Source organism: Albidovulum marisflavi (genome assembly GCF_025751435.1).
GTDB classification, from domain to species: domain Bacteria; phylum Pseudomonadota; class Alphaproteobacteria; order Rhodobacterales; family Rhodobacteraceae; genus Albidovulum; species Albidovulum marisflavi.
In genome coordinates this window covers 447029-466554 of the sequence record NZ_JAOWKY010000001.1, presented here as the reverse complement: position 1 = coordinate 466554, position 19526 = coordinate 447029, and the positions used below count along the sequence as shown (strand labels likewise).

Here is a 19526-nt window from a genome sequence, read left to right as displayed (position 1 = left end):
CGGTTGTCCCAGAATAGCGCCGAAGTATCGCCACCCCAAGCCTATTGACATGTCGGCAAGTTGTCGACACCATTCTTGCATACAACTTGTCGACACAGGGAGAATGACATGAAGCTCGCGTTGAAGGCACTTCTGGTTTCAACAGCTCTGGTGGCCTCATCACAGGTCGCGCACGCGCAAGTTGCCGGCGACAGCCGGCTCAAGACAGTTCAAGATCGCGGCAAACTTCTTTGCAGCGGGCACAATGGCTCGTTCCTCGGGTTTGCGGAAGTCGATGATCAGGGCAACTGGAAGGGTGTCGACATCGATCTGTGCAAGGCCCTGGCCGCCGGTCTCTTTGGCAAATCCGAGGGCGCCCTCGAGATTGTGCCGATCAGCTGGGCGCAGCGGTGGCCGGCGCTTCAGTCGGGCGATATCGACGCCGTCATCAAGGTTTCGGGTTGGACACAGAGCCGCGACACAGAGCTCAACCTCGCCTACAGCCAGCCCTACTTCATCGGCGCGTTCCAGGTCATGTCACATGCGAGCCTCGGCGCACAGACGCTCGCAGATCTCGACGGGGGGTCGATCTGCGTGGCGGCGGGCACTTCGACTGAGCGCGCGCTTGCGACCTATCTCGAAACCAAGGCCATCCAGGCCGAAGTCCTGACGTTCGAGAACGGCGACGAACTGCGCAATGCCTATTACGAGGCCCGCTGCGACGGCATGGTCGAATGGGCGCCGAGCCTGGCCGCGTCCCGTGTCGACGCGCCGGACGGCGCAGATGCGCACACCATCCTGCCGGACGTGCTCGACCTCGAGGCGGAGGGCATCATCGTGCCGGAGAATGACGCCGACTGGCTCGACGTGCAGAACTGGATGCTGAGTTCACTCTGGTTCGCGGAAGCGAACGGCATCACTTCGGCGAATGTCGACGAGATCAAGGCCAACCCGCCTTCGGCCACGATCGAGAAGTTCCTCGGCGTGACGCCTGGTTACGGCGAGCGGCTCGGCCTGTCCGATGACTGGGCCTACAACATGATCAAGGAGGTCGGCAACATGGCCGAAATCTACGATCGGAACTTGGGATCCGGATCTCGCTACAACCTGCCGCGCGGGATCAACGCGCTTTATTCCGATGGCGGCGTTTTCTACCCGCTGATCGTCGACTGAGGCTGACGGCTTCTTCGGCGCGGGCGCCGCTCGGGGCCCGCGCCACTTAGTCCAGTCACCGCGCGTGCAGATCAGGGAGAGTGGATCATGGCTGCCATTCTGAAGAACAGGCGCATTCGCGACAGTGTCCTGCAAGTCGCTTTCGTCGCAACGATCCTTCTGACGATTGTCGTCGCCGCGATCACGGCGCGGGCCAATCTCGATGCGCAAGGCCTCACGTCCGGTTTCGGTTTCCTGGAACGCTCCACGGGCTGGCGGATCAGCTTTTCGCTGATCGAATACAGCACCTCCTCGCCCTACTGGAAGGCCATTCTCGTCGGCATCCTGAACTCGCTGTTCCTTGGCGCCATTGCCCTGCCTCTGGCCACTGTCATTGGCGTCACGGTCGGCGTGATGCGGACATCTGGCAATGGAATGGCCGAGCTAGTGGGAGTGACTTACGTCGAGACGTTCCGCAACGTCCCGCTGATCCTGCAGCTTCTGTTCTGGTATACGCTCCTGCTTGCCCTGCCGACGCCGAGGGACGCAACGCTGATTCTGGGCGGCATCGCGTTTACCGGACGCGGCATCTACATTCCCGGCCTGAACGTCACCGGTGGGTCGGCCTTCGTGGCAACGGTCGTTGTGATTGCCGGCGCGGCATTGGCACTGTGGCTCAAGGCGCGGCGCTGGCCCGACCTCAATCTCGTTCATGCTCGCCGTGAGCGGCGGGTTCTCTGGGGCGGTGTCGTCGGGCTCGCGGTCGTCGCGATGTGGATCGGCCGCATTCCGGAAACCTCTCTCATGTCCATTCCCGAGCAACGCGGACTGAACTTCCGTGAAGGTATCCGTATCTCGCCGGAACTCATGGCCTGCATCATTGCCATTTCGATCTACGGCGGCGCCTATATCGCCGAGATCATTCGCGCCGGCTTCAACGCCGTCCCGAAGGGACAGAGCGAAGCCGGCCGCGCACTGGGTCTGACGAACTGGCAGATCTTCAGCCGCATCCGCCTGCCGCTCGCAGTTCGCATCGTCATGCCGACACTGATCAACCAGTATGTGTGGCTATTCAAGGCAACGACGATCGGCATCGCCATCAGCTTCACCGACTTCTTCATGGTGATCTCGACCGCGATCAACCAGAGCGGCCAGACACTTGAACTGATCGGTATCCTCATGGGCGGCTTCCTGATCATCAACTACTCCATCGCCTGGGTGCTGAACCGCGTGAACGACGCGATCAAGCTCAGGGGCACGCAGCTGAGGATCTGACGCCATGTCGTTTGCAGCCGATTTTCCCAAAGACTCCGCCTTCAACAAGGCGAAGGCGCGCTACTTCGCCACCCCGACGGATGCGGTCGTAAGCGCTCTCTTCGCGGCATTCGCGGTCTGGATCCTCTGGTCGCTGGCCAACTGGGCGCTGTTGCACGCCGTCTTCGGTGCGAACCAGCGCGATGCCTGCATGGCGACCGAGGGCGCCTGCTGGTCGGTCGTCTCCACCCGCTGGCGTATCGTGCTCTTCGGCCTCTATCCGTTCGAGGAGCAGTGGCGCTCGGCGATCGCCTGCGTGGTCATGGTGGTCGTCGCGGCTCTGTCCTGCGTGCCGTGGTTCTGGTCGGCGCGGCGCCTGCCGCCGCTCTGGATCGCGGGCTTCGCGATCTTCTATGTCCTCATGCGCGGCGGCTGGTTCGGGCTCAGGGAAGTCACCGAGCAGAACTGGGGCGGGCTGTCGCTGACAATCTTCATCTTCGCCGCCGTCAGCCTTCTCGGGATGCCGCTGGCCATCGTCTTCGCCCTGTTGCGCCGCTCCGATCTGCCATGGATCGCCCGCACGATGGCGCTGGTGATCGACGTCATCCGGTCGCTGCCGCTCTTGTCGATCATGTTCACCTTCGCGATCGTCATGCCTTTCGTCCTTCCGGACTGGGCCATCGGCGACAAGCTCTACCGGGTGATCGTCGGCTACGCGCTCTTCTTCGCCTGTTACCAGGCCGAGATCATCCGGGGCGGCATGCAGGCCCTACCGGCCGGCCAGGAAGAAGCCGCGAAGGCGCTTGGGCTGACCTACTGGCACCGCATCGGCTACATCGTCCTTCCGCAGGCGTTCCGCAATGCACTGCCGCCGACGATCAACCAGTTCGTCATAACCTTCAAGGAGACCTCGCTGGTCACGATCATCGGCTTCTTCGACGTGATGGCCTCGGGCCGCGCCGCCTCGGGCAACGCCGATTGGAACTTCGCGACGATCGAGATGTATGTTTTCGTCGCGCTCATCTTCTTCGTCTTCGTGTTCACGCTGTCGCGCTACGGCGCCTATCTCGAACGCCGACTGGGCGTCGGCCGTCGCTGAAGGAGCAATCTCATGTCCGAACCGGCAATCCGCATCGCTTCGATGAACAAGTATTACGGCAATTTTCATGCCCTGAAAGACATCGACCTTACGGTAGCGCCGGGCGAGAAGGTCGTCATCTGCGGCCCCTCGGGCTCCGGCAAGTCGACCCTGATCCGGTGCATCAACCGGCTTGAGGAACACCAGTCCGGCACCATCGCGGTCATGGGCACGGTGCTTGACGACAATGTCGATCATATCGACGAGATCCGCCGCGACGCGGGGATGGTGTTTCAGAACTTCAACCTGTTCCCGCACATGACGGTTCTCGAGAACTGCACGCTCGCGCCGGTCCTTGCGCGCAAGATCGACCGCGCCGAGGCCGAGGCGACCGCAATGAAGTATCTTGAGCGCGTCAAGATTCCGGAACAGGCGCACAAGTATCCGGGCGAACTGTCCGGCGGGCAACAGCAGCGGGTCGCCATCGCGCGAGCGCTCTGCATGTCACCCAAGATCATGCTCTTCGATGAACCGACCTCGGCACTCGATCCGGAGATGATCTCGGAAGTCCTTGACGTGATGGTCGGCCTCGCGCAGGAGGGCATGACCATGGTCTGCGTCACGCACGAGATGGGCTTTGCACGACAGGTGGCGGACCGCGTGATCTTCATGGCCGATGGCGAGATTATCGAACAGGGGTCGCCGGCGGAGTTCTTCAACAACCCGCGGAACGAGCGCGCCAAGGCATTTCTCAGCCAGGTTCTGGGACACTGACGATGACCGACCGTCCCAATATCCTGCTCTTCATGGTGGATCAGCTGACGTCCTTCGTGCTGAGCGCCTACGGCGGGAAGGTCTGCAAGACTCCTCATATCGATGCCTTGGCAGCGCGCGGAACGGTCTTTGAAAACGCATACTGCGCCTATCCGCTCTGCGCGCCCTCGCGCTTCGGAATGATGGCCGGAAGGCTGCCTTCGCGGATCGGCGCTTACGACAACGGTGCGGAGTTCACGGCCTCGACCCCGACCTTCGCCCATTACCTGCGGCTTCACGGCTACTACACCTGCATCTCCGGCAAGATGCACTTCGTCGGGCCGGACCAGTTCCACGGATTCGAGGAGCGGCTGACAACGGAAATCTATCCGGCCGACATGTCCTGGACGCCCGACGCCGATTTCCGCGATTTCAACAAGGACGAGGAGCGCGCCTATACCTTCGGCGTCAGCACCATCGACACGGTGCGCGATGCCGGGCCGGTCGCGCGGTCGATGCAGATTGACTACGACGAGGACGTCATCCACCACGCGATCCGCGAGCTCTATACCCGTGCGCGGGGCGAAGACGCGCGGCCCTTCCTGATGACCGTGTCGCTTACCCATCCGCACGATCCGTATGTCATCACGCGTGACTATTGGGACCGGTATGAGGATGGCGAGATTGACGCGCCCCGCGTGCCGCACATTCCGGTCGAAACACGCGACCCGCATAGCCAGTCGCTCTACTATCACTACGGTCAGGACAAGTGCGACTTGAGCGAGGCGGATTACCGCAACGCCCGTCGCGGCTATTACGGCATGATCTCCTATGTGGACGATCTGTTCGGGCGGTTGATGAAGGCGCTCGCCGACAGCGGCTACGCCGAGAATACCGTCATCATCTTCGCCTCCGATCACGGCGACATGATCGGCGAGCGGGGCATGTGGTTCAAGAAGACACTTTTTGACCCCGCCATTCAGGTGCCGCTCATCATCGCGCATCCCGGCTGTGAGGCGCGCCGGATTGCCGCGCCAGTGTCATTGCTCGATCTCTTCCCGACCATCCTCGACATGGCCGGGATCACCGGCGAACAGATCAAGACGCCGCTGGATGGCAGGAGTCTGACGCCGGCTTTGCGCGGGGAGGAGATCGACGGGCCGGTTTACGTCGAGCATATCGACGGCGGCACCTCCGCGCCGCGTGTCTGCGTGCGCGACGGGATGAAGAAGCTGGTCATCTCGCGGGCATATCCGCCGCAGTTCTACGACTTGTCGAAAGACCCGCTCGAGCGCCAGAACAACGCAGGCAAGGGCGATCCCGACGAAGCGCGACTTGCCGCAATGGCGGAAGCAGCCTGGCCGCTGGATACGCTTCTCGGCAACGTGATATCCTCGCAAGTCGCCCGGAAGCTGATCGACACGGCCCTCGCGACCGGACGTGAAGAAATCTGGGACTTCACGCCGAGACCCCTTCGCCAGAACTCCAACTACGTGCGCCGGGGCGATGCGTTCCCGACCGTCGAGCGGCGCGGCTACCTCCACTACAAGCAATGAAGGATGTTCCCATGAAACTCACCGGCGTCATGCCCGCACTCGTCACGCCGTTCGACACGAACGGCAACATCGACTTCAAGGCCTTCGAGACCCACCTCACCAACCTGCGCGCGGCAGGGGTTTCGGGCTGGGTGCCCTGCGGGTCCTCGGGCGAATACAACCTGATGAGCGACGAGGAACGTGTCGAGGTTCTGAAGTTCGTCAAGGACTTCGCACGCGAAGGCGAGATGCTCATTGCCGGCACCAACGCCCCGCATACGAAAGGCGTGATCGCCAATACGCTGAAGGCCAAGGAACTGGGCTATCAAGCGGTGCTCCTGGCGACACCGTTCTACACCAAGCCGACCGATGCCGAACTTCTCAACCACTTCCGCGCGGTGCTCGATGCGACGGACATGAACATCGTCCTCTACTCCTATCCTGACAAGGACGGGATCGAGATCTCCTTCGATCTGATGGATGAACTCGCCGACGATCCGCGCATCATCGGCATCAAGGAAAGCTCCGGCTCGCTTCAGCGCGCCATCGGCATCGCGACCCGCTATCAGGACCGCATCCAGCTCGTGTCAGGCTCGGACGATATCGCGCTCGACTTCATGCTCTGGGGCGCCGACAGCTGGATCTGCGGTCCCGCGAACTGCATGGCCAAGGCGGTCTGCGACCTCGATCGCACATACCGGGCCGGCGACCTTGCCGCTGCCAAGGCGAAGATGGCGACGCTCTACAAGGCGATGAACATCCTCGAATCCGGCAAGTTCGTGCAGAAGCTGAAATACGGCTGCGAACTGCAGGGCACGCCCGTGGGCGAATGCCGAATGCCGCTCGGTCCGCTGACGGACGCGGAAAAGGCCGCCTTCCGGCAGGCGATGGAGCCGATTCTCAACTGGGCTTGACACAACTCCGAGGGCGGTGTGCCGCCCTTGGTCCCGCATCCCTTCAATGAGGCACTCGGTGGTCCAGCCATCCAACTCTCCCAGAACACTCGTAGTCGGTGCCGGCGTGATCGGTGCCGCCATTGCCTACGAGTTGCAAAAACGCGGCCGTTCGGTGACGCTGATCGACCGGGACGCACCCGGCCGCGGCGCGTCCTTCGGCAACATGGCCTCGATCGCTGTGACGGAGTTCATGCCGGCCTCACGCCCCTCGGTCTGGCGGCAGATGCCCGGCTGGATGCTGGATCCCGAGGGGCCGGTCTGCGTGCGGCCTTCCTACCTGCCGAAACTCGTGCCGTGGTTCTTGCGCTTCCTCGCAGCGAGCCGGCCCGCGAAGCTGCGTGAACTGGAGGCGCAAGGGGCGGCGCTCTGCAAGCGCGCGCTTGGCGATACGCAGACGCTTCTGTCCGAGATCGGTGCGGCGGCTGAGCTTACCGAAACCGGATGCCTGTCGCTCTACGCCAATGAGGCCGAGTTCCGCGCCGACCGTGACCACATCGAGATACTCGAACGCTTCGGCTTCGACCACGAGATCCTGGGCGGCAACAAGCTGCGCGACCTCGAACCCGAACTGGCCAAGGGCATCGAAAAGGCCGTCCTGTTTCCCGACAACCGTTCGCTGCGTGATCCTTACGCCTTCGTGTTGAAGCTCGTCGCGCGCTTCTGCTCACTTGGCGGCATCGTCCGACGCGCCGAGGTCACGGGTTTCGAACGCGGCGCGGGCATCACGGGTCTGCGCCTCGCGGACGGCGAGATGGTGGAGGGGCAGGAGGTGGTGCTCTGCGCCGGCGCCTTCACGGCGAAGCTCGCGAAACTGCTCGGCGAGCCGATCCCCCTTGAGACGGAACGCGGCTATCATACCCAGATCATGGCACCGGGGATCACGCTTGCGCATTCGATTATTTGGCCTGCACGCGCCTTCATGGTGACGCCGACCGCGGGCGGAATCCGGGTGGGCGGCACGGTCGAGATGGCCGGGCTTGGCGCCGCGCCCAACTACAACCGCGCCAAGATCACCGTGAAACGCGCGAAAGAGGCGCTGCCGAAACTGCGTGTCGAACAGGCGACGGAGTGGATGGGGCACAGGCCCGCCTTGCCGGACACGGTGCCGATCATCTCTGCCTCGGCCAGGACGAAGGGCGTCTACTACGCCACCGGCCACGGTCATCTCGGACTGACCTATGCCGCCACCACCGCGCGGCTTATAGGGCAGCTCATTGACGGGGAGCGGCCCGATCTGGACCTTTCCCCCTACCGCATAAACCGGTTCTGAAAGGAGCAATATCATGGCCGAGAAGGTTTGCCTGATCGTCGGCGGAGGTCGCGGCATGGGAGCCGCCACCGCGAGAGAAATGCACGCGAAGGGCTACAAGCTCGCTTTGATGTCGCCTTCCGACAGTTGCGAGAAACTGGCGGCGGAGCTTGGCGGTGTGGCGCGCCGCGGCGTGGCCGAAAGCGCCGAGGATATCCAGGGCGTCTTCGATCTGGCCATGACCAGCTACGGCCGCATCGACGCCGTTCTGGTCCATGTGGCCGGCCCGCCGAAGGGTGACCTGCTCGAGATTTCCGAGGAGGACTGGGATCGCGCCAATGCGATGATCCTGAAGCCGGTGATCCGCATGGCCAAGCTCGTAACCCCGGTGATGGAGAAGCAGGGCGGCGGCTCGATCGTCTGCATCACCACCTATTCGGCGTTCGAGCCAAGCCTGATGTTTCCTACATCGAGCGTCTACCGCGTCGGGGTATCGTCCTTCGCCAAGCTCTATTCCGACCGCTACGGCCCCGCGAACATCCGCATGAACTGCCTTCTGCCGGGCTTCACCGACAGCCTCGACCTGCCGGAGAAATACGCCAAGATGTCGGCGCTCGGCCGCCTCGCCCGCGCCGAAGAACAGGGCAAGGCCGCCGCGTTCCTTCTCAGCGAAGATTCCAGCTACATCACGGGCCAGAGCCTTCGGGTCGACGGCGGCGTGACGAGACATATGTGAGTCACGATGAACGGCCAGATATTCGTTGATGGCGATTATGTCGCTTCCGCTTCCGGTGCGATGTTCGACGTTGTCGATCCGTCTAACCGCGAAGTGTTCCACCGGGTGCCGCGCGGCAATTCCGAGGACATCGACCGCGCCGTGCGGGCCGCGCGAAGGGCTTTCGACGAAGGCCCCTGGCCGCGCATATCCGGCGCCGAACGCGCCGCGGTCCTGCGCCGGATGGGCGACCGGATCGCCGAACGCCGCGACGAACTTGCGCGGCTCGAAGTCAGGGACAATGGCAAGCCGCTGCCCGAGGCGCTCTGGGACGTCGACGACACCGCCGGCGTTTTCCACTTCTACGCCAACCTGGCCGAAAGGCTGGACAACCAGACCGTGCAGGAGATCAAGCTCGGCGCGGAGGGCTTCACCTCGAAAGCGGTGAAGGAGCCGATCGGCGTGGCGGGCGCGATCATCCCGTGGAATTTCCCGCTCCTCATGGCTTCCTGGAAGGTCGCACCCGCGCTGGCGGCCGGCTGCACGGTGGTTCTGAAACCCTCTGAGCTGACGCCGATCACCGCACTGGAACTGGGCGGGATCGCGCAGGAGGCTGGATTGCCGGCGGGCGTTCTGAACATCGTCACCGGTTTCGGCCCTGAGGCCGGGCAACCGCTGACGGAGCACCCCGGTGTCGACAAGCTCGCCTTCACCGGCTCGGTGCCGACGGGATCGCGGATCATGGCGACCGCCGCGAAGGACATCAAAACGGTGAGCCTCGAGCTTGGCGGCAAGTCGCCTCTGGTGGTCTTTGCCGATACGCCGATCGACGAGGCAGTCGAGTGGATCATGTTCGGCATCTTCTGGAACCAGGGCGAGGTCTGCTCGGCCACCTCTCGGGTGCTGATCGAAGAACCGATCTACGAGACGCTCATGGCACGACTGGCCGATGAGGCACGCAGGATCAAGATTGGCCACGGTCTGGACGAAGGCGTGCTGCTTGGCCCGCTTGTCAGCCCGTCGCAGCACGACAAGGTTCTGGCCTGCATCGAGCGCGGCAAGTCCGAGGCGCGGCTCGTCACCGGGGGAGGCGTTCCCAAGGGCCTCGAAGGCGGCTGTTACGTCGAACCGACGATCTTCGCCGACATGGACGAGGATGCCTGGATCTGGCGCGAGGAGATCTTCGGACCCGTCGTCTGCGTGAAGCCCTTCAAGACCGAGGACGAGGCGATCCGCATGGCCAACGATTCGCGCTTCGGACTCGGCGCAGCCGTGATGTCCGCCGATCTCGACCGCGCCGAGCGCGTGGCCCGCGCTTTTCGCGCCGGGATCGTCTGGATCAACTGCTCGCAGCCGACCTTCACCGAGGCGCCCTGGGGCGGCTACAAGCAATCCGGTATCGGCCGCGAGCTCGGTGAGTGGGGCCTGATGAACTACCTCGAAACCAAGCAGATTACCACGTTTGACCGATCAAAGCCCTGGGGCTGGTATCTGAAGGATTGACGTCGTGGCGACGCTGAAGGGTAAGACGGTCCTCGTGACCGGTGCGACGGGATCGATCGGACAGGCGATTGCCCGCGAACTGGCGCGCGAAGGGGCGCGTGTGCTGCTGCAGTTTCGCAGTGACGTGAGGGCCGCCCAGTCCTTGGCCGCAGAAATCGGTCGCGGCGCGACGTGCTTCGCTGCAGATCTCAGTGATCCGCTGGCACCCACGCAGCTTTGGTCGGAAGCCGAGGCCGCGGCAGGCCGGATCGACGCGCTGATCAACAATGCCGGCATTCTGACACCATCTTCCGTCGAAGATCCGCTGGAGGACTGGCACCGGGTCTGGCATGGCGATCTTCAGATCAACCTGCTAGCCGCCGCCGATCTTTGCCGCGCTGCCATCCGTCATTTCCGGGCCCATGGCGGCGGGCGGATCGTCAATATGGCCTCGCGTGCGGCCCAGGGCGGCTACCGGACCGAGGCGATGTCCTACGGTGCGACCAAGGCCGCGCTGGTGAACCTCACTCAGAGCATCGCGCGGGGCTTCGGCGCCGAAGGCGTTCAAGCCCTCGCTATCGCGCCCGGTTGGGTGAAGACCGAGATGTCCGACGCCTACGTCGCCAAGCACGGCGCGGCCGCCGCGCTTTCGGGCATACCCATCGGACGCATGGCCACGGTGGAAGAAATCGGCGAGCTGGTGGCCTTCGCGCTCCGCCCCTCGCAAGCATCGCTGTCCGGCGCGGTGCTCGACGTCAACGGCGCAAGCCAGATGAGGTAACCGCATGACACGCTTTCAAGGAAAGACCGCCATCGTGACCGGCGGCGCGGGCGGGATCGGAGAGGCGATCTGCCGCCGTTTGGCCGCCGAAGGGGCACTTGTGCGCATCGTCGACACCGCCCATGCGGCTGCGCAGAGCCTTGCCGCCGAGATCGGCGGGACCGCGCACGATGTCGACCTCACTCAGCCCGACGCGATCCATGCCTTCGTCACCGGCATCACCTCGGGACACCAGCGTATCGATGTGCTGTGCAACAATGCCGGTCTGATGCGGCGCGGGCCGCTGATGGAGCTGTCGGCCGAGGACTGGCGTCTCTCTTTCGCGGTGAACATCGACGCGCTCTTTCACATGTGCCAGGCCGTCGTTCCGTTCATGCAGCGCCAGGGCGGCGGTGCCATCGTCAATACGGCTTCGCAATGGGGGCTGCATCCCGCGCCTGGACACATCGCCTACAATACGACCAAGGCCGCCGTCGTGGCATTCACCCAGAATCTTGGACGTGACTATGCCCCTGACAAGATCCGCGTGAACGCCGTCGCACCCGGTGAGGTCCGAACCCCGATGCTGGAGAGCAATCTTGCGCGTAGCGGACGCTCCCTTGCCGATCTGAATCGGCTGGTTCCATATGGGCGCATCGGCGAGCCCGAGGAGATCGCGGCTCTTGTCGCGTTTCTGGCAAGTGATGAGGCTGGCTATCTCTGCGGCTCGGTCGTCGAGATCACCGGCGCACAGGCCGTCGCATAGGAGGAAATGATGCGCTGGACCCGTAGTCTGCAGACCGTTGATGTGCACTGTGCAGGTGAAATCGGCCGCGTGGTGACGGGCGGCGTGTTGAACATCCCTGGGGCGACGATGGCCGACAAACTGCGCCATCTGAACGAGGTCGACGACAGCCTGCGCCAGTTTCTGTGTTCCGAGCCGCGCTCTGCGCCGGCAGGTTCGTTCTGCCTGTTGGTTCCCGCGTGCGACCCGGCGGCTGATGTGGGCTTCCTCGTCCTGCAGCCGGATCAGGCGCACGCCATGTCCGGGTCGAACGCAATGTGCGCCGTGACGGCAATGCTGGAAACCGGCATGAAGCCGATGGTGGAGCCCGAAACGATTGTGACGCTCGACACGGCAGCAGGTCTGGTGAAGGCGCGAGCAACCTGTGCGAACGGTAAGGTGACGAGGGTTTCACTGGACATGCCGCCTTCGTTCGTCGCCAAGAAGTCGGCCACAATCGACACAGAAGCGTGGGGAAGGATCACCTACGACCTGTGCTTCGGTGGCGTGTTCTATGCACTGGTCGACGTGGGCCAGGTCGGATTGACGATCACGCCCGAGAACGCACGAGAACTGGCCACACGCGGGGTCGCCCTTCGAAACCTGATCGCCGAGGTCGAGCAAGCGCCTCACCCTACCACGCCGGCGCTCAACGGGCTCGCCTATGTCATGTTCCGTTCCGAAGAGCCGGATGGCGCGCTCCGCACCTGCACCACGCTCAGGCCCGGACGCGCGGATCGCTCGCCCTGTGGCACCGGGTCGAATTCGAACATGGCCGTGCGACACTTGGATGGCCGCGTGAGACCCGGAGACGTCGTCGTCTCGCGCTCGATCATCGGGGGAGAGTTCACGACCGAGTTTTTGGAGGAGACGCAAGTCGGTCCATACCGAGCAACGAAGAACCGCGTCTCGGGGCAGTGCTGGATCTATGCGATCACCCAGATCGGGCTGGATCCGACCGACCCATTCCCGACCGGGTTCACTCTGTCGGATACGTGGGGCGGGTAATCTGGGTTCCGCCGCACGGCGCAAATCTGTCGTAAGTCTGTTGTTGCTCGAGAGGGACCATCGGCAGCTTGCTACACATTCTGCGGGACGAACAAGTGTCCGAAAACAGCTTGCCGCATCGCAGCAACCGATATCCTCATTAGTATCCGCGAAGGGACGAGTGCCCCCTTCCATGGCTCCTCCCCCGCAACGTCGCCGATTGCGCAACGACCTTTCAGAAACTGACCTTTCTCGGCGTCGAGATGATCACCCTTCCGGACGGGCGCCTCAACACCTTGCAGCTGGGCATGCGCTCCATCCTGAGCGAGCAGTTCCTCGACGACCTCGCCGACAAGACCCGGCGCGGTCTGAAGGGGCGCGGTGAACGGCAAGTCCGCGGGCGGCAACGCCTACGGCTACACGGTCCTCCGCCGGTTCACTGACGCGGGTGACCCGATCCGGGGCGACCGCGAGATCAACGCGCGCGAGGCCGCGATCGTCCGGCGGATCTTCAAGGCCTATGCCAGCGGCGTCTCGCCGAAGAAGATCGCCCAAGAGCTGAACGAGGAGCGCATTCCCGGGCCCCGCGGGGGTCCCTGGGGCACCTCGACGATCCACGGCAACCGGGAGCGCGGCACCGGGATCCTGAACAATGAGCTCTACATCGGGCGCCTCGTCTGGAACCGCCTGCACTACCTCAAGGATCCCGACACCGGCCGTCGGGTCTCGCGCCCGAATGCGGAGGACGAGCTTGTGGTCAGCGAGGTGCCGCAGCTGCGGATCGTCGATGTGCGGCTCTGGCAGGCCGTGAAGTCCCGCCAGGGCAAGCTGATCTCCAAGGGGAGCGGCGTGCCGATCTGGGACCGCCGCCGCCCGCGTACGCTGTTTTCCGGCCTGATGGAATGCGGCTGCGGCGGCGCGGGGTTTTCCAAGGTCTCGAAGGACAGCTTCGGCTGCTCGGCCGCGCGCAACAAGGGACGGGCGATCAGCACCAACCGGACCGTGATCCGGCAGACGGATCTCGAGGCCCGCGTCCTCGACGCGCTTCAGCATCACCTGATGGACGAGGAGGCCCTGCGAATCTTCTGCGAGGAATACGCGGCCGAGCGCAATCGCCTGGCCGAAGCGGCCAGTGCCGGGCGCGCCGGCCTCGAGAGGGAATTGCGACAGGTGACGACCGATCACCGCAAGCTCGTCGATGCGATCATCGCCGGCGTCCCCGCGGACCAGGTCAAGGACCGGATGATCGAACTCGACCAGCGGCGCAAGGATCTCGAGCGCCGCCTCGCGGTCGCCCCGGCCCCCGACCCGCTGCGGTATCACCCGTCGATGGCGCAGGCCTACCGCGCGCGCGTCGGCGCCCTCGTGCGCGGGCTGACCGACCCGGATCGGATGGAGGAGGCGAAAGAGGCGCTGCGGGGGCTGATCGAGAAGATCGTGCTGGTGCCGATGGCGACGCCGGAGGGCGGGACCGCGCTCGGGATCGACCTCCACGGCGCGCTGGCGAGCCTGTTGCGGCTGGCGTCGGGCCTGCCGGTCGTGGCGGGCGCAAATGCCGGAGGATCCGCGGGAGCGGATTCTCAAGGCATTGATATTTCGGAAGAATTAGTGTTGGTTGCGGGGGCTCGCATTGGCCTTGACCGAACATACGCACACCTTAACTTGCAACTTCCACTCGCTAAAGAAGATTCTTAGCGACCCCATCAATGATGGCCTTAAATTCGTTCTCGTGAGCCTTGACAACAAAAGAAATCAAATCCATTCGCGCCTTCTCCTCGCTTAGATCGACGGCCAAAGCCAAATCCCTAAATTCACTATGCTTCTCGGCGGCTGCGGCTTCATTCAAGCACTCCGCGAGAACTGCTCTGTCAGCGATACCCCAATTATTTGCCAATTCTTCGGCTCTGCCATCCTTTAAATCAGAAACAATGGCCTGAGCTTGTTCAACGATCCATTTTTCTGGCCACACACCGCCAGGAAGATAAAATACACGATCCAAGATCCAGGACTTCACATCGTTCTTTTCAACTTCAGTGCTTACTTCACATGCCGCTTGAGCAACCTTGACTGCATTGTCGATTTCTCCATTTTGGTCTCCGTCTAAAACGCAAATACAATTGTGAATATCCTCAAGCCTGCGTGATGAAAGCTGACGAATGACCGCAGAATGAGATCCAATCGACTTGAGTCGAACTCGCTTCCGCAGGCTTGCGGGCAATACTGACTGAATAATTTCAACGGCCACACGGTCTTCAACAAAGACATCTAGCTCGTGCGCATCCGGGCGCCCCATTTTGCCACAAGCAAACTCCGCTGAAGCGCCGGAAGTTATAAAAGTCTTCCCCAGAACATTTTCTATATGAAAGCGGGCCTCTGGCGGAACGCTTCTCAATACACTGTAAGAATGCGTCGAGCATATGATCTGACATTTCAGCTTGTAACAGAGTTTCTTTAGCTCGTGGATCAGACGAACCTGCGCTTGCTCATGCAATCCGAGTTCAATTTCATCTACAACCAACAGCGCCCCTTCGCCTGCCGCAAAAAGTGCAGATAATATCTCAAAAACAGACCCTTCCCCAGCACCCATATTGAATCCCGAGTAAGTTATTCCGTTAACGGAAGCCACCGGAAGCGTATACTTGGTGTGCACATATGCATCAAAATCCGCGTATGGCTTCCCGACTATCCTACCGGCAATTTCAGCTATCATCTTTCGATCCGGCTCACCCATCTTCCCCGGCTTAAACTTGCTACGATACGACTTGTGCGTACTGCGCTCATAATGTGGAACAACTCTCTGTACGCCAAAGTAAATGACATTTCGCCGCACCCTACTATCGTAGTCGTTCCACTTTCCGCCTTTTTTCTTATTTCTAGATTGCCTCTGCAACCCAGGTTTTGCCCCCTTCCAGTTATTGTGTCTAATAGCGTAATATATATTTACTCCGTCCACGGGGCTTTCAGCGCTTGATTGCACAAAAAAGTCGTGAAATGTATAATAACTCTTGTTCCGAAGGGGAGGAATAAACCCCTTCCTCTCATTGTGAAATGCACAGGCTGCCAGAGCAAGCATTGTCGATTTACCCGAACCATTACCGCCAGAGAAGACAGTAATGGGATACCTAAATTCCACAGAAAATTCCGTGAGCCCTCGGATATGACCCTTCTCAAGGGATATGCTGCATAGAGACGCCCTTGTATTGTCGCTCTCAAACCAATTAAAATTTTTTTTATCTAATTGTGAGATCTTGTATGCCATGTACGTTGCCGGAATCTACAATACAACGTCAATGTTCCCCGTGATCGCAACCCTGTCAAGTATGCGTCTCCACATGCCTCATTCTCTCAAGGCTCTCTCCTTGGCCGAACTGCTCATCAGGCAGATTTCTGCAACAATCAAGTTTCATCGTGGCGACCATTCGGGTCGGAGCATTGGTAACGGGGACGCCCGGGTCGAGAGTTATTGAGCGCGCGGCCTCGTCCGTGGAAGAGTGGTCCCGATTGTTTGCGCTTTCTGTTACGCGCTGCGGTTTCTGTCATCATTATGTGACATCGCCGCGGCTGCATGCTTCAGTCTGCGGCAAGCGCCCCGGCAGCCAACATTATCCTGGTCGGTGCAAATCCGACTTGCCCATCTCTCTGGAGTGCTCGATCTTGGTAGCCTACATCAGTCCTGACCGAGACATCATCGGAACCACTTCCCGAGTGGACCCGAAGGACGAGGGTTTTTTGGGCAGCGGCCGGTGTTTCACGACTTCATGCCAGATGGGATTCAGTCGCTGCCCCTAGCTAAGGCCCGGGGCAGCGACCCACATTCTATAAGGATCACGGCAAGCCGCCGCGCCAATGCGACGATGGCACGCCTCCTACCGCGGCAACCAGCACCCTGTGCAGTCTATGTACTCAGCCATGTTGAGCGCCCAACGCTCATTATGACCGTAGCTGTCAGGCACAACGCGCGGCGGGACGAGTACTGCTCTGGAGCGTGGCGCCGCTGGCGAGGGAGGAGGTTTTGTTCAAAGCTCTCAGAATCGTTCTTCGAATACCGACTTACATGGCACTGGCGTTTTTCTTCGGGCGCCCTAGGTTAGCGGGATGACAGATCCGCTTTCAAACGATCGCCAAGAACAAGCATTCTTTGGATGTAGCAGAGAACGGGCCAGGCTCGGACGAACCGTTGCTGCATTGTTGAGTCGTGGCTTCGACAGTGAGACCGCGAAGCGTATCGAAGACGAAGGGTTAAGCTTGGCGGCGCTTCAGCGAATGAACGACGTCGAACTCCAAAGTGTAGGTCTGGACCAAGTACAGATACAACTGCTTAGAAGCGGCCCTCGTCCAGCAATTCCGACTGCGAATATCACGCGTGCCCTTTGGCAAAACCGCTGGACCTGCTGCGTCTGTCGTAGCCCAAACTTAGCAGTAATTGCCCATCACATTGTGCCTTGGGCAAGAAGCCATGATCACTCTGTGGACAACCTTGCCGTACTATGCCTCGAACACCACGCCCGAGCGCATTCAACGGGAACCCTCGAACAGAACCTGACGCCAGAGAAAATTCGCGATGCAAAAAAAAGGTGGGAAGTAGAGGTCAGTAGGTTTGACGCGAATGCCATTTTGAACGCATCCCGCTTGGAGAACAGCCATTGGCTCTGGTTTAATCATTCTCGGATTTTCGAAGCAGCAAGACGCGCAGGTGTTGAGATCACGAATCTGCCAATGTTCAGTTTTGCAAATCGTCAGGGACTGATTTCGTCAAATGGAGCACTAACAGACAAACAAAACGGCGAGGCCTACCTTTATGCAGGTGGGGAAACCGCTCAGCTACTCCAAGTCACTGAGCAAGCCTTGAAAGCAACGCTTTCGAGAACGGCGATCTTCAATATTAGCGACGACCTCGACCCCGGATTGATCAATGCAGTGGCCGAACCAGGAGACCTAATTTTCGTGCAAGGGCGTTACGTTTTCAAATCGCTCACCGGGCGTCGTTTAGGACCTGGGCAAGCCTCATTAGTACAACGGCAAGCCAATCGCGTCCGCATTAGCTTCACGGCAGATCTTTGGGAAGCAGTTGCAACATCTGCTTGGGCAAGTTGGCTTCGCGGGACACAGCGTGTTTCCGCGATTCTTCGGATCGCAACCAAGGAGAAGGATGGCAAGTGGCTTCACCTCAAATGCACAGGAATCGCCTTGGCTACATCATTCGAAGGGATGTCAACGAGATCTTACGTTTGGCCAAGTTGGTCAGAGCAGACGGAAGACGAAGAAGAGGACGACGATTGGTTAAGCGGTGACAACTACGGCCTGCCTTGATTCATTGCAGCATTTCACCCAGGGCTTGAAACCGATGTCCTAAAATTCCTGCCGCACTACGCACAGGGAGCCTTTGCCTCTGTCGCCGTCACGGCAGACACGCACGTTATCTTTCTCGAAGACGAAGGATATAGGACGGTAGCTTGAGGTAACAGTTTCTGCCGCCACGTTATCTGCCACGAATAACGCCCGTCACGGCCTTTGCGCCAAGCATCTTACTTCTGCGGCCGAGACCTATCGACCGAGATAGTAATGGACCTAGGTCAATAAAAAGGTCGAGGGCGGAACTAGCACCTTTTACTAAATCGTAAATACTCAAGAAGAACTCGCAGCTGAATGCTTTTCCCAACAACGAGCCGCAGCTGCGGGAAAACACCGATCCCCGCCCGCCGTTTGTCAGCGATATGGATGTTGGCAACAATCGGCGCGAAGAGATACGTGAACATGGGTCAAGACGACTTTGAGCGGGGGCGAGTAGCAGACACTTAGCGTCTATTGGGTGCGGGTGAAGACCATGACAAGGCCCTTGGCTAGATCCAGTGGCACCGTGTTACCAAGCCCATCGGCGAGATTTCCGCGCCGTAGAATTTTGCGATCTCTCCAATCACCGCTTACCGCTCTATTGTCCCAATATACATGATCTGTGTCCCCTACCTTGCCAATTGGATTCTTGCAGTAGAATCAAGAGGATTCGAGGAGTTGGCCAGAGGCGAAGCTCGGGCTGCTATGACCCCGAACATTGCCGGTATTTGTCCGGCAGCTCCGGATAGTGGATGCCTCGGAACCGTGGGAAGTCGGCGTATCGGCTGGCGCGCTCCTCGACTGTTGGTGGTGCACCTCCGGGACGAAGGATCGCACGGTCGCTACCGATCCATGAAGATATGCGCCGTTCCGGATTTTCGCGCCAAGTCAGGTTGAACGCCGCCCGCTTGGGAAAGAAGAAGACCGCGTGAAAATTCAGGTGATCGTAGAGCCACCATGCCAGATCAAGCCAATCGCGGCCCTTTTCGTACTGGTCTGCAAACCATGGAATGACGACCGAAGTACAGGCACCACAATTTCCGTTCGCATCTCGTTGATCCCAGATATGTGCCGCGCGATTTGCCTCATTCGAAGCGCAGCCAAGGTTATGCTCCGCGCCATAGCCATTTACCAACGGGGACCGATATGCAGATCGCACCGCGATCGGTCCGAACGTCTCCACCAGTGGGTCGAGGAGTTCGGATGCGAGTTTTTGTCCCGTGTACAGAGCGAGGTTCGGATCATCGGGAATGTTCTGGATTTGAAAGAAGTTACCGATTTCCGAGTAGAGAAAGTCGCGCATGAAGAAATGCCGGGATAGGCGTTCCCGGCCTAGCGCTTCCAGACCTCTTACGCTGCCGGGCTTGCGCTTCTTTCCCGCGGAATCGTCTTTGTGATCTGTCATTTCTTCTCTTCAATCTGAACCCAACATTGCGCACCGCAGGCTAACGATTGCCTTCGCAGGCACAAGCGCCTCCCGCAACTGTTGGTTCATCCGACAGTTTCCAGTT

At 60.7% G+C, this 19526-nt stretch carries 16 protein-coding genes; 14 read left to right on the top strand and 2 right to left on the bottom strand.

Features of this window, described 5'->3' with window-relative positions; translation table 11 throughout:
• Positions 1-108: 108 nt before the first annotated feature.
• The 13 genes from OEW28_RS02285 (at position 109) to OEW28_RS02225 (ending at position 14379) form a co-directional block, all read left to right on the top strand.
• Positions 109-1152 (top strand): transporter substrate-binding domain-containing protein, encoded by a 1044-nt coding sequence (locus OEW28_RS02285; RefSeq protein ID WP_263733100.1) that lies wholly within the window; start codon positions 109-111, stop codon positions 1150-1152.
• A gap of 87 nt (positions 1153-1239) precedes the next feature.
• A complete protein-coding gene (locus OEW28_RS02280) occupies positions 1240-2406 on the top strand; it encodes an amino acid ABC transporter permease (protein ID WP_263733099.1) in 1167 nt (388 codons plus the stop codon).
• Between the two features lie 4 nt (positions 2407-2410).
• Positions 2411-3484, top strand: coding sequence for an amino acid ABC transporter permease (locus OEW28_RS02275; RefSeq protein ID WP_263733098.1), 1074 nt, complete (start codon positions 2411-2413; stop codon positions 3482-3484).
• A gap of 12 nt (positions 3485-3496) precedes the next feature.
• A complete protein-coding gene (locus OEW28_RS02270) occupies positions 3497-4237 on the top strand; it encodes an amino acid ABC transporter ATP-binding protein (protein WP_263733097.1) in 741 nt (246 codons plus the stop codon).
• 2 nt (positions 4238-4239) lie between these two features.
• On the top strand, positions 4240-5772 hold the full coding sequence (gene betC, locus OEW28_RS02265; protein WP_263733096.1) for a choline-sulfatase: 1533 nt from the start codon (positions 4240-4242) through the stop codon (positions 5770-5772).
• A gap of 11 nt (positions 5773-5783) precedes the next feature.
• Positions 5784-6665 (top strand): dihydrodipicolinate synthase family protein, encoded by an 882-nt coding sequence (locus tag OEW28_RS02260; RefSeq protein ID WP_263733095.1) that lies wholly within the window; start codon positions 5784-5786, stop codon positions 6663-6665.
• A gap of 58 nt (positions 6666-6723) precedes the next feature.
• Positions 6724-7977, top strand: coding sequence for an NAD(P)/FAD-dependent oxidoreductase (locus OEW28_RS02255; RefSeq protein WP_263733094.1), 1254 nt, complete (start codon positions 6724-6726; stop codon positions 7975-7977).
• 13 nt (positions 7978-7990) lie between these two features.
• On the top strand, positions 7991-8692 hold the full coding sequence (locus OEW28_RS02250) for an SDR family oxidoreductase (protein WP_263733093.1): 702 nt from the start codon (positions 7991-7993) through the stop codon (positions 8690-8692).
• 6 nt (positions 8693-8698) lie between these two features.
• Positions 8699-10174, top strand: coding sequence for an aldehyde dehydrogenase family protein (locus tag OEW28_RS02245; RefSeq protein ID WP_263733092.1), 1476 nt, complete (start codon positions 8699-8701; stop codon positions 10172-10174).
• Between the two features lie 4 nt (positions 10175-10178).
• The gene (locus tag OEW28_RS02240; RefSeq protein WP_263733091.1) at positions 10179-10934 is read left to right on the top strand and encodes an SDR family NAD(P)-dependent oxidoreductase; all 756 of its coding nucleotides are present in this window, start codon (positions 10179-10181) and stop codon (positions 10932-10934) included.
• A 4-nt stretch (positions 10935-10938) separates the two neighbouring features.
• Positions 10939-11679, top strand: coding sequence for an SDR family NAD(P)-dependent oxidoreductase (locus tag OEW28_RS02235; protein ID WP_263733090.1), 741 nt, complete (start codon positions 10939-10941; stop codon positions 11677-11679).
• A gap of 9 nt (positions 11680-11688) precedes the next feature.
• The gene (locus tag OEW28_RS02230; RefSeq protein ID WP_263733089.1) at positions 11689-12705 is read left to right on the top strand and encodes a proline racemase family protein; all 1017 of its coding nucleotides are present in this window, start codon (positions 11689-11691) and stop codon (positions 12703-12705) included.
• Positions 12706-13065: 360 nt separating this feature from the next.
• On the top strand, positions 13066-14379 hold the full coding sequence (locus OEW28_RS02225; RefSeq protein ID WP_263733088.1) for a recombinase family protein: 1314 nt from the start codon (positions 13066-13068) through the stop codon (positions 14377-14379).
• Here OEW28_RS02225 and OEW28_RS02220 read toward each other — a convergent pair.
• Positions 14363-15943, bottom strand: coding sequence for an ATP-dependent nuclease (locus OEW28_RS02220; protein WP_263733087.1), 1581 nt, complete (start codon positions 15941-15943; stop codon positions 14363-14365). The genes OEW28_RS02225 and OEW28_RS02220 overlap by 17 nt on opposite strands.
• 836 nt (positions 15944-16779) lie before the next feature.
• Between OEW28_RS02220 and OEW28_RS02215 the strand changes: the two genes are divergently transcribed.
• Positions 16780-17994: an HNH endonuclease signature motif containing protein gene (locus tag OEW28_RS02215; RefSeq protein WP_263733086.1), complete on the top strand. Its 1215-nt coding sequence runs from the start codon at positions 16780-16782 to the stop codon at positions 17992-17994.
• A 724-nt stretch (positions 17995-18718) separates the two neighbouring features.
• Here the strand turns inward: OEW28_RS02215 and OEW28_RS02210 are convergent.
• Positions 18719-19420, bottom strand: coding sequence for a hypothetical protein (locus OEW28_RS02210; RefSeq protein ID WP_263733085.1), 702 nt, complete (start codon positions 19418-19420; stop codon positions 18719-18721).
• Positions 19421-19526 lie beyond the last annotated feature (106 nt).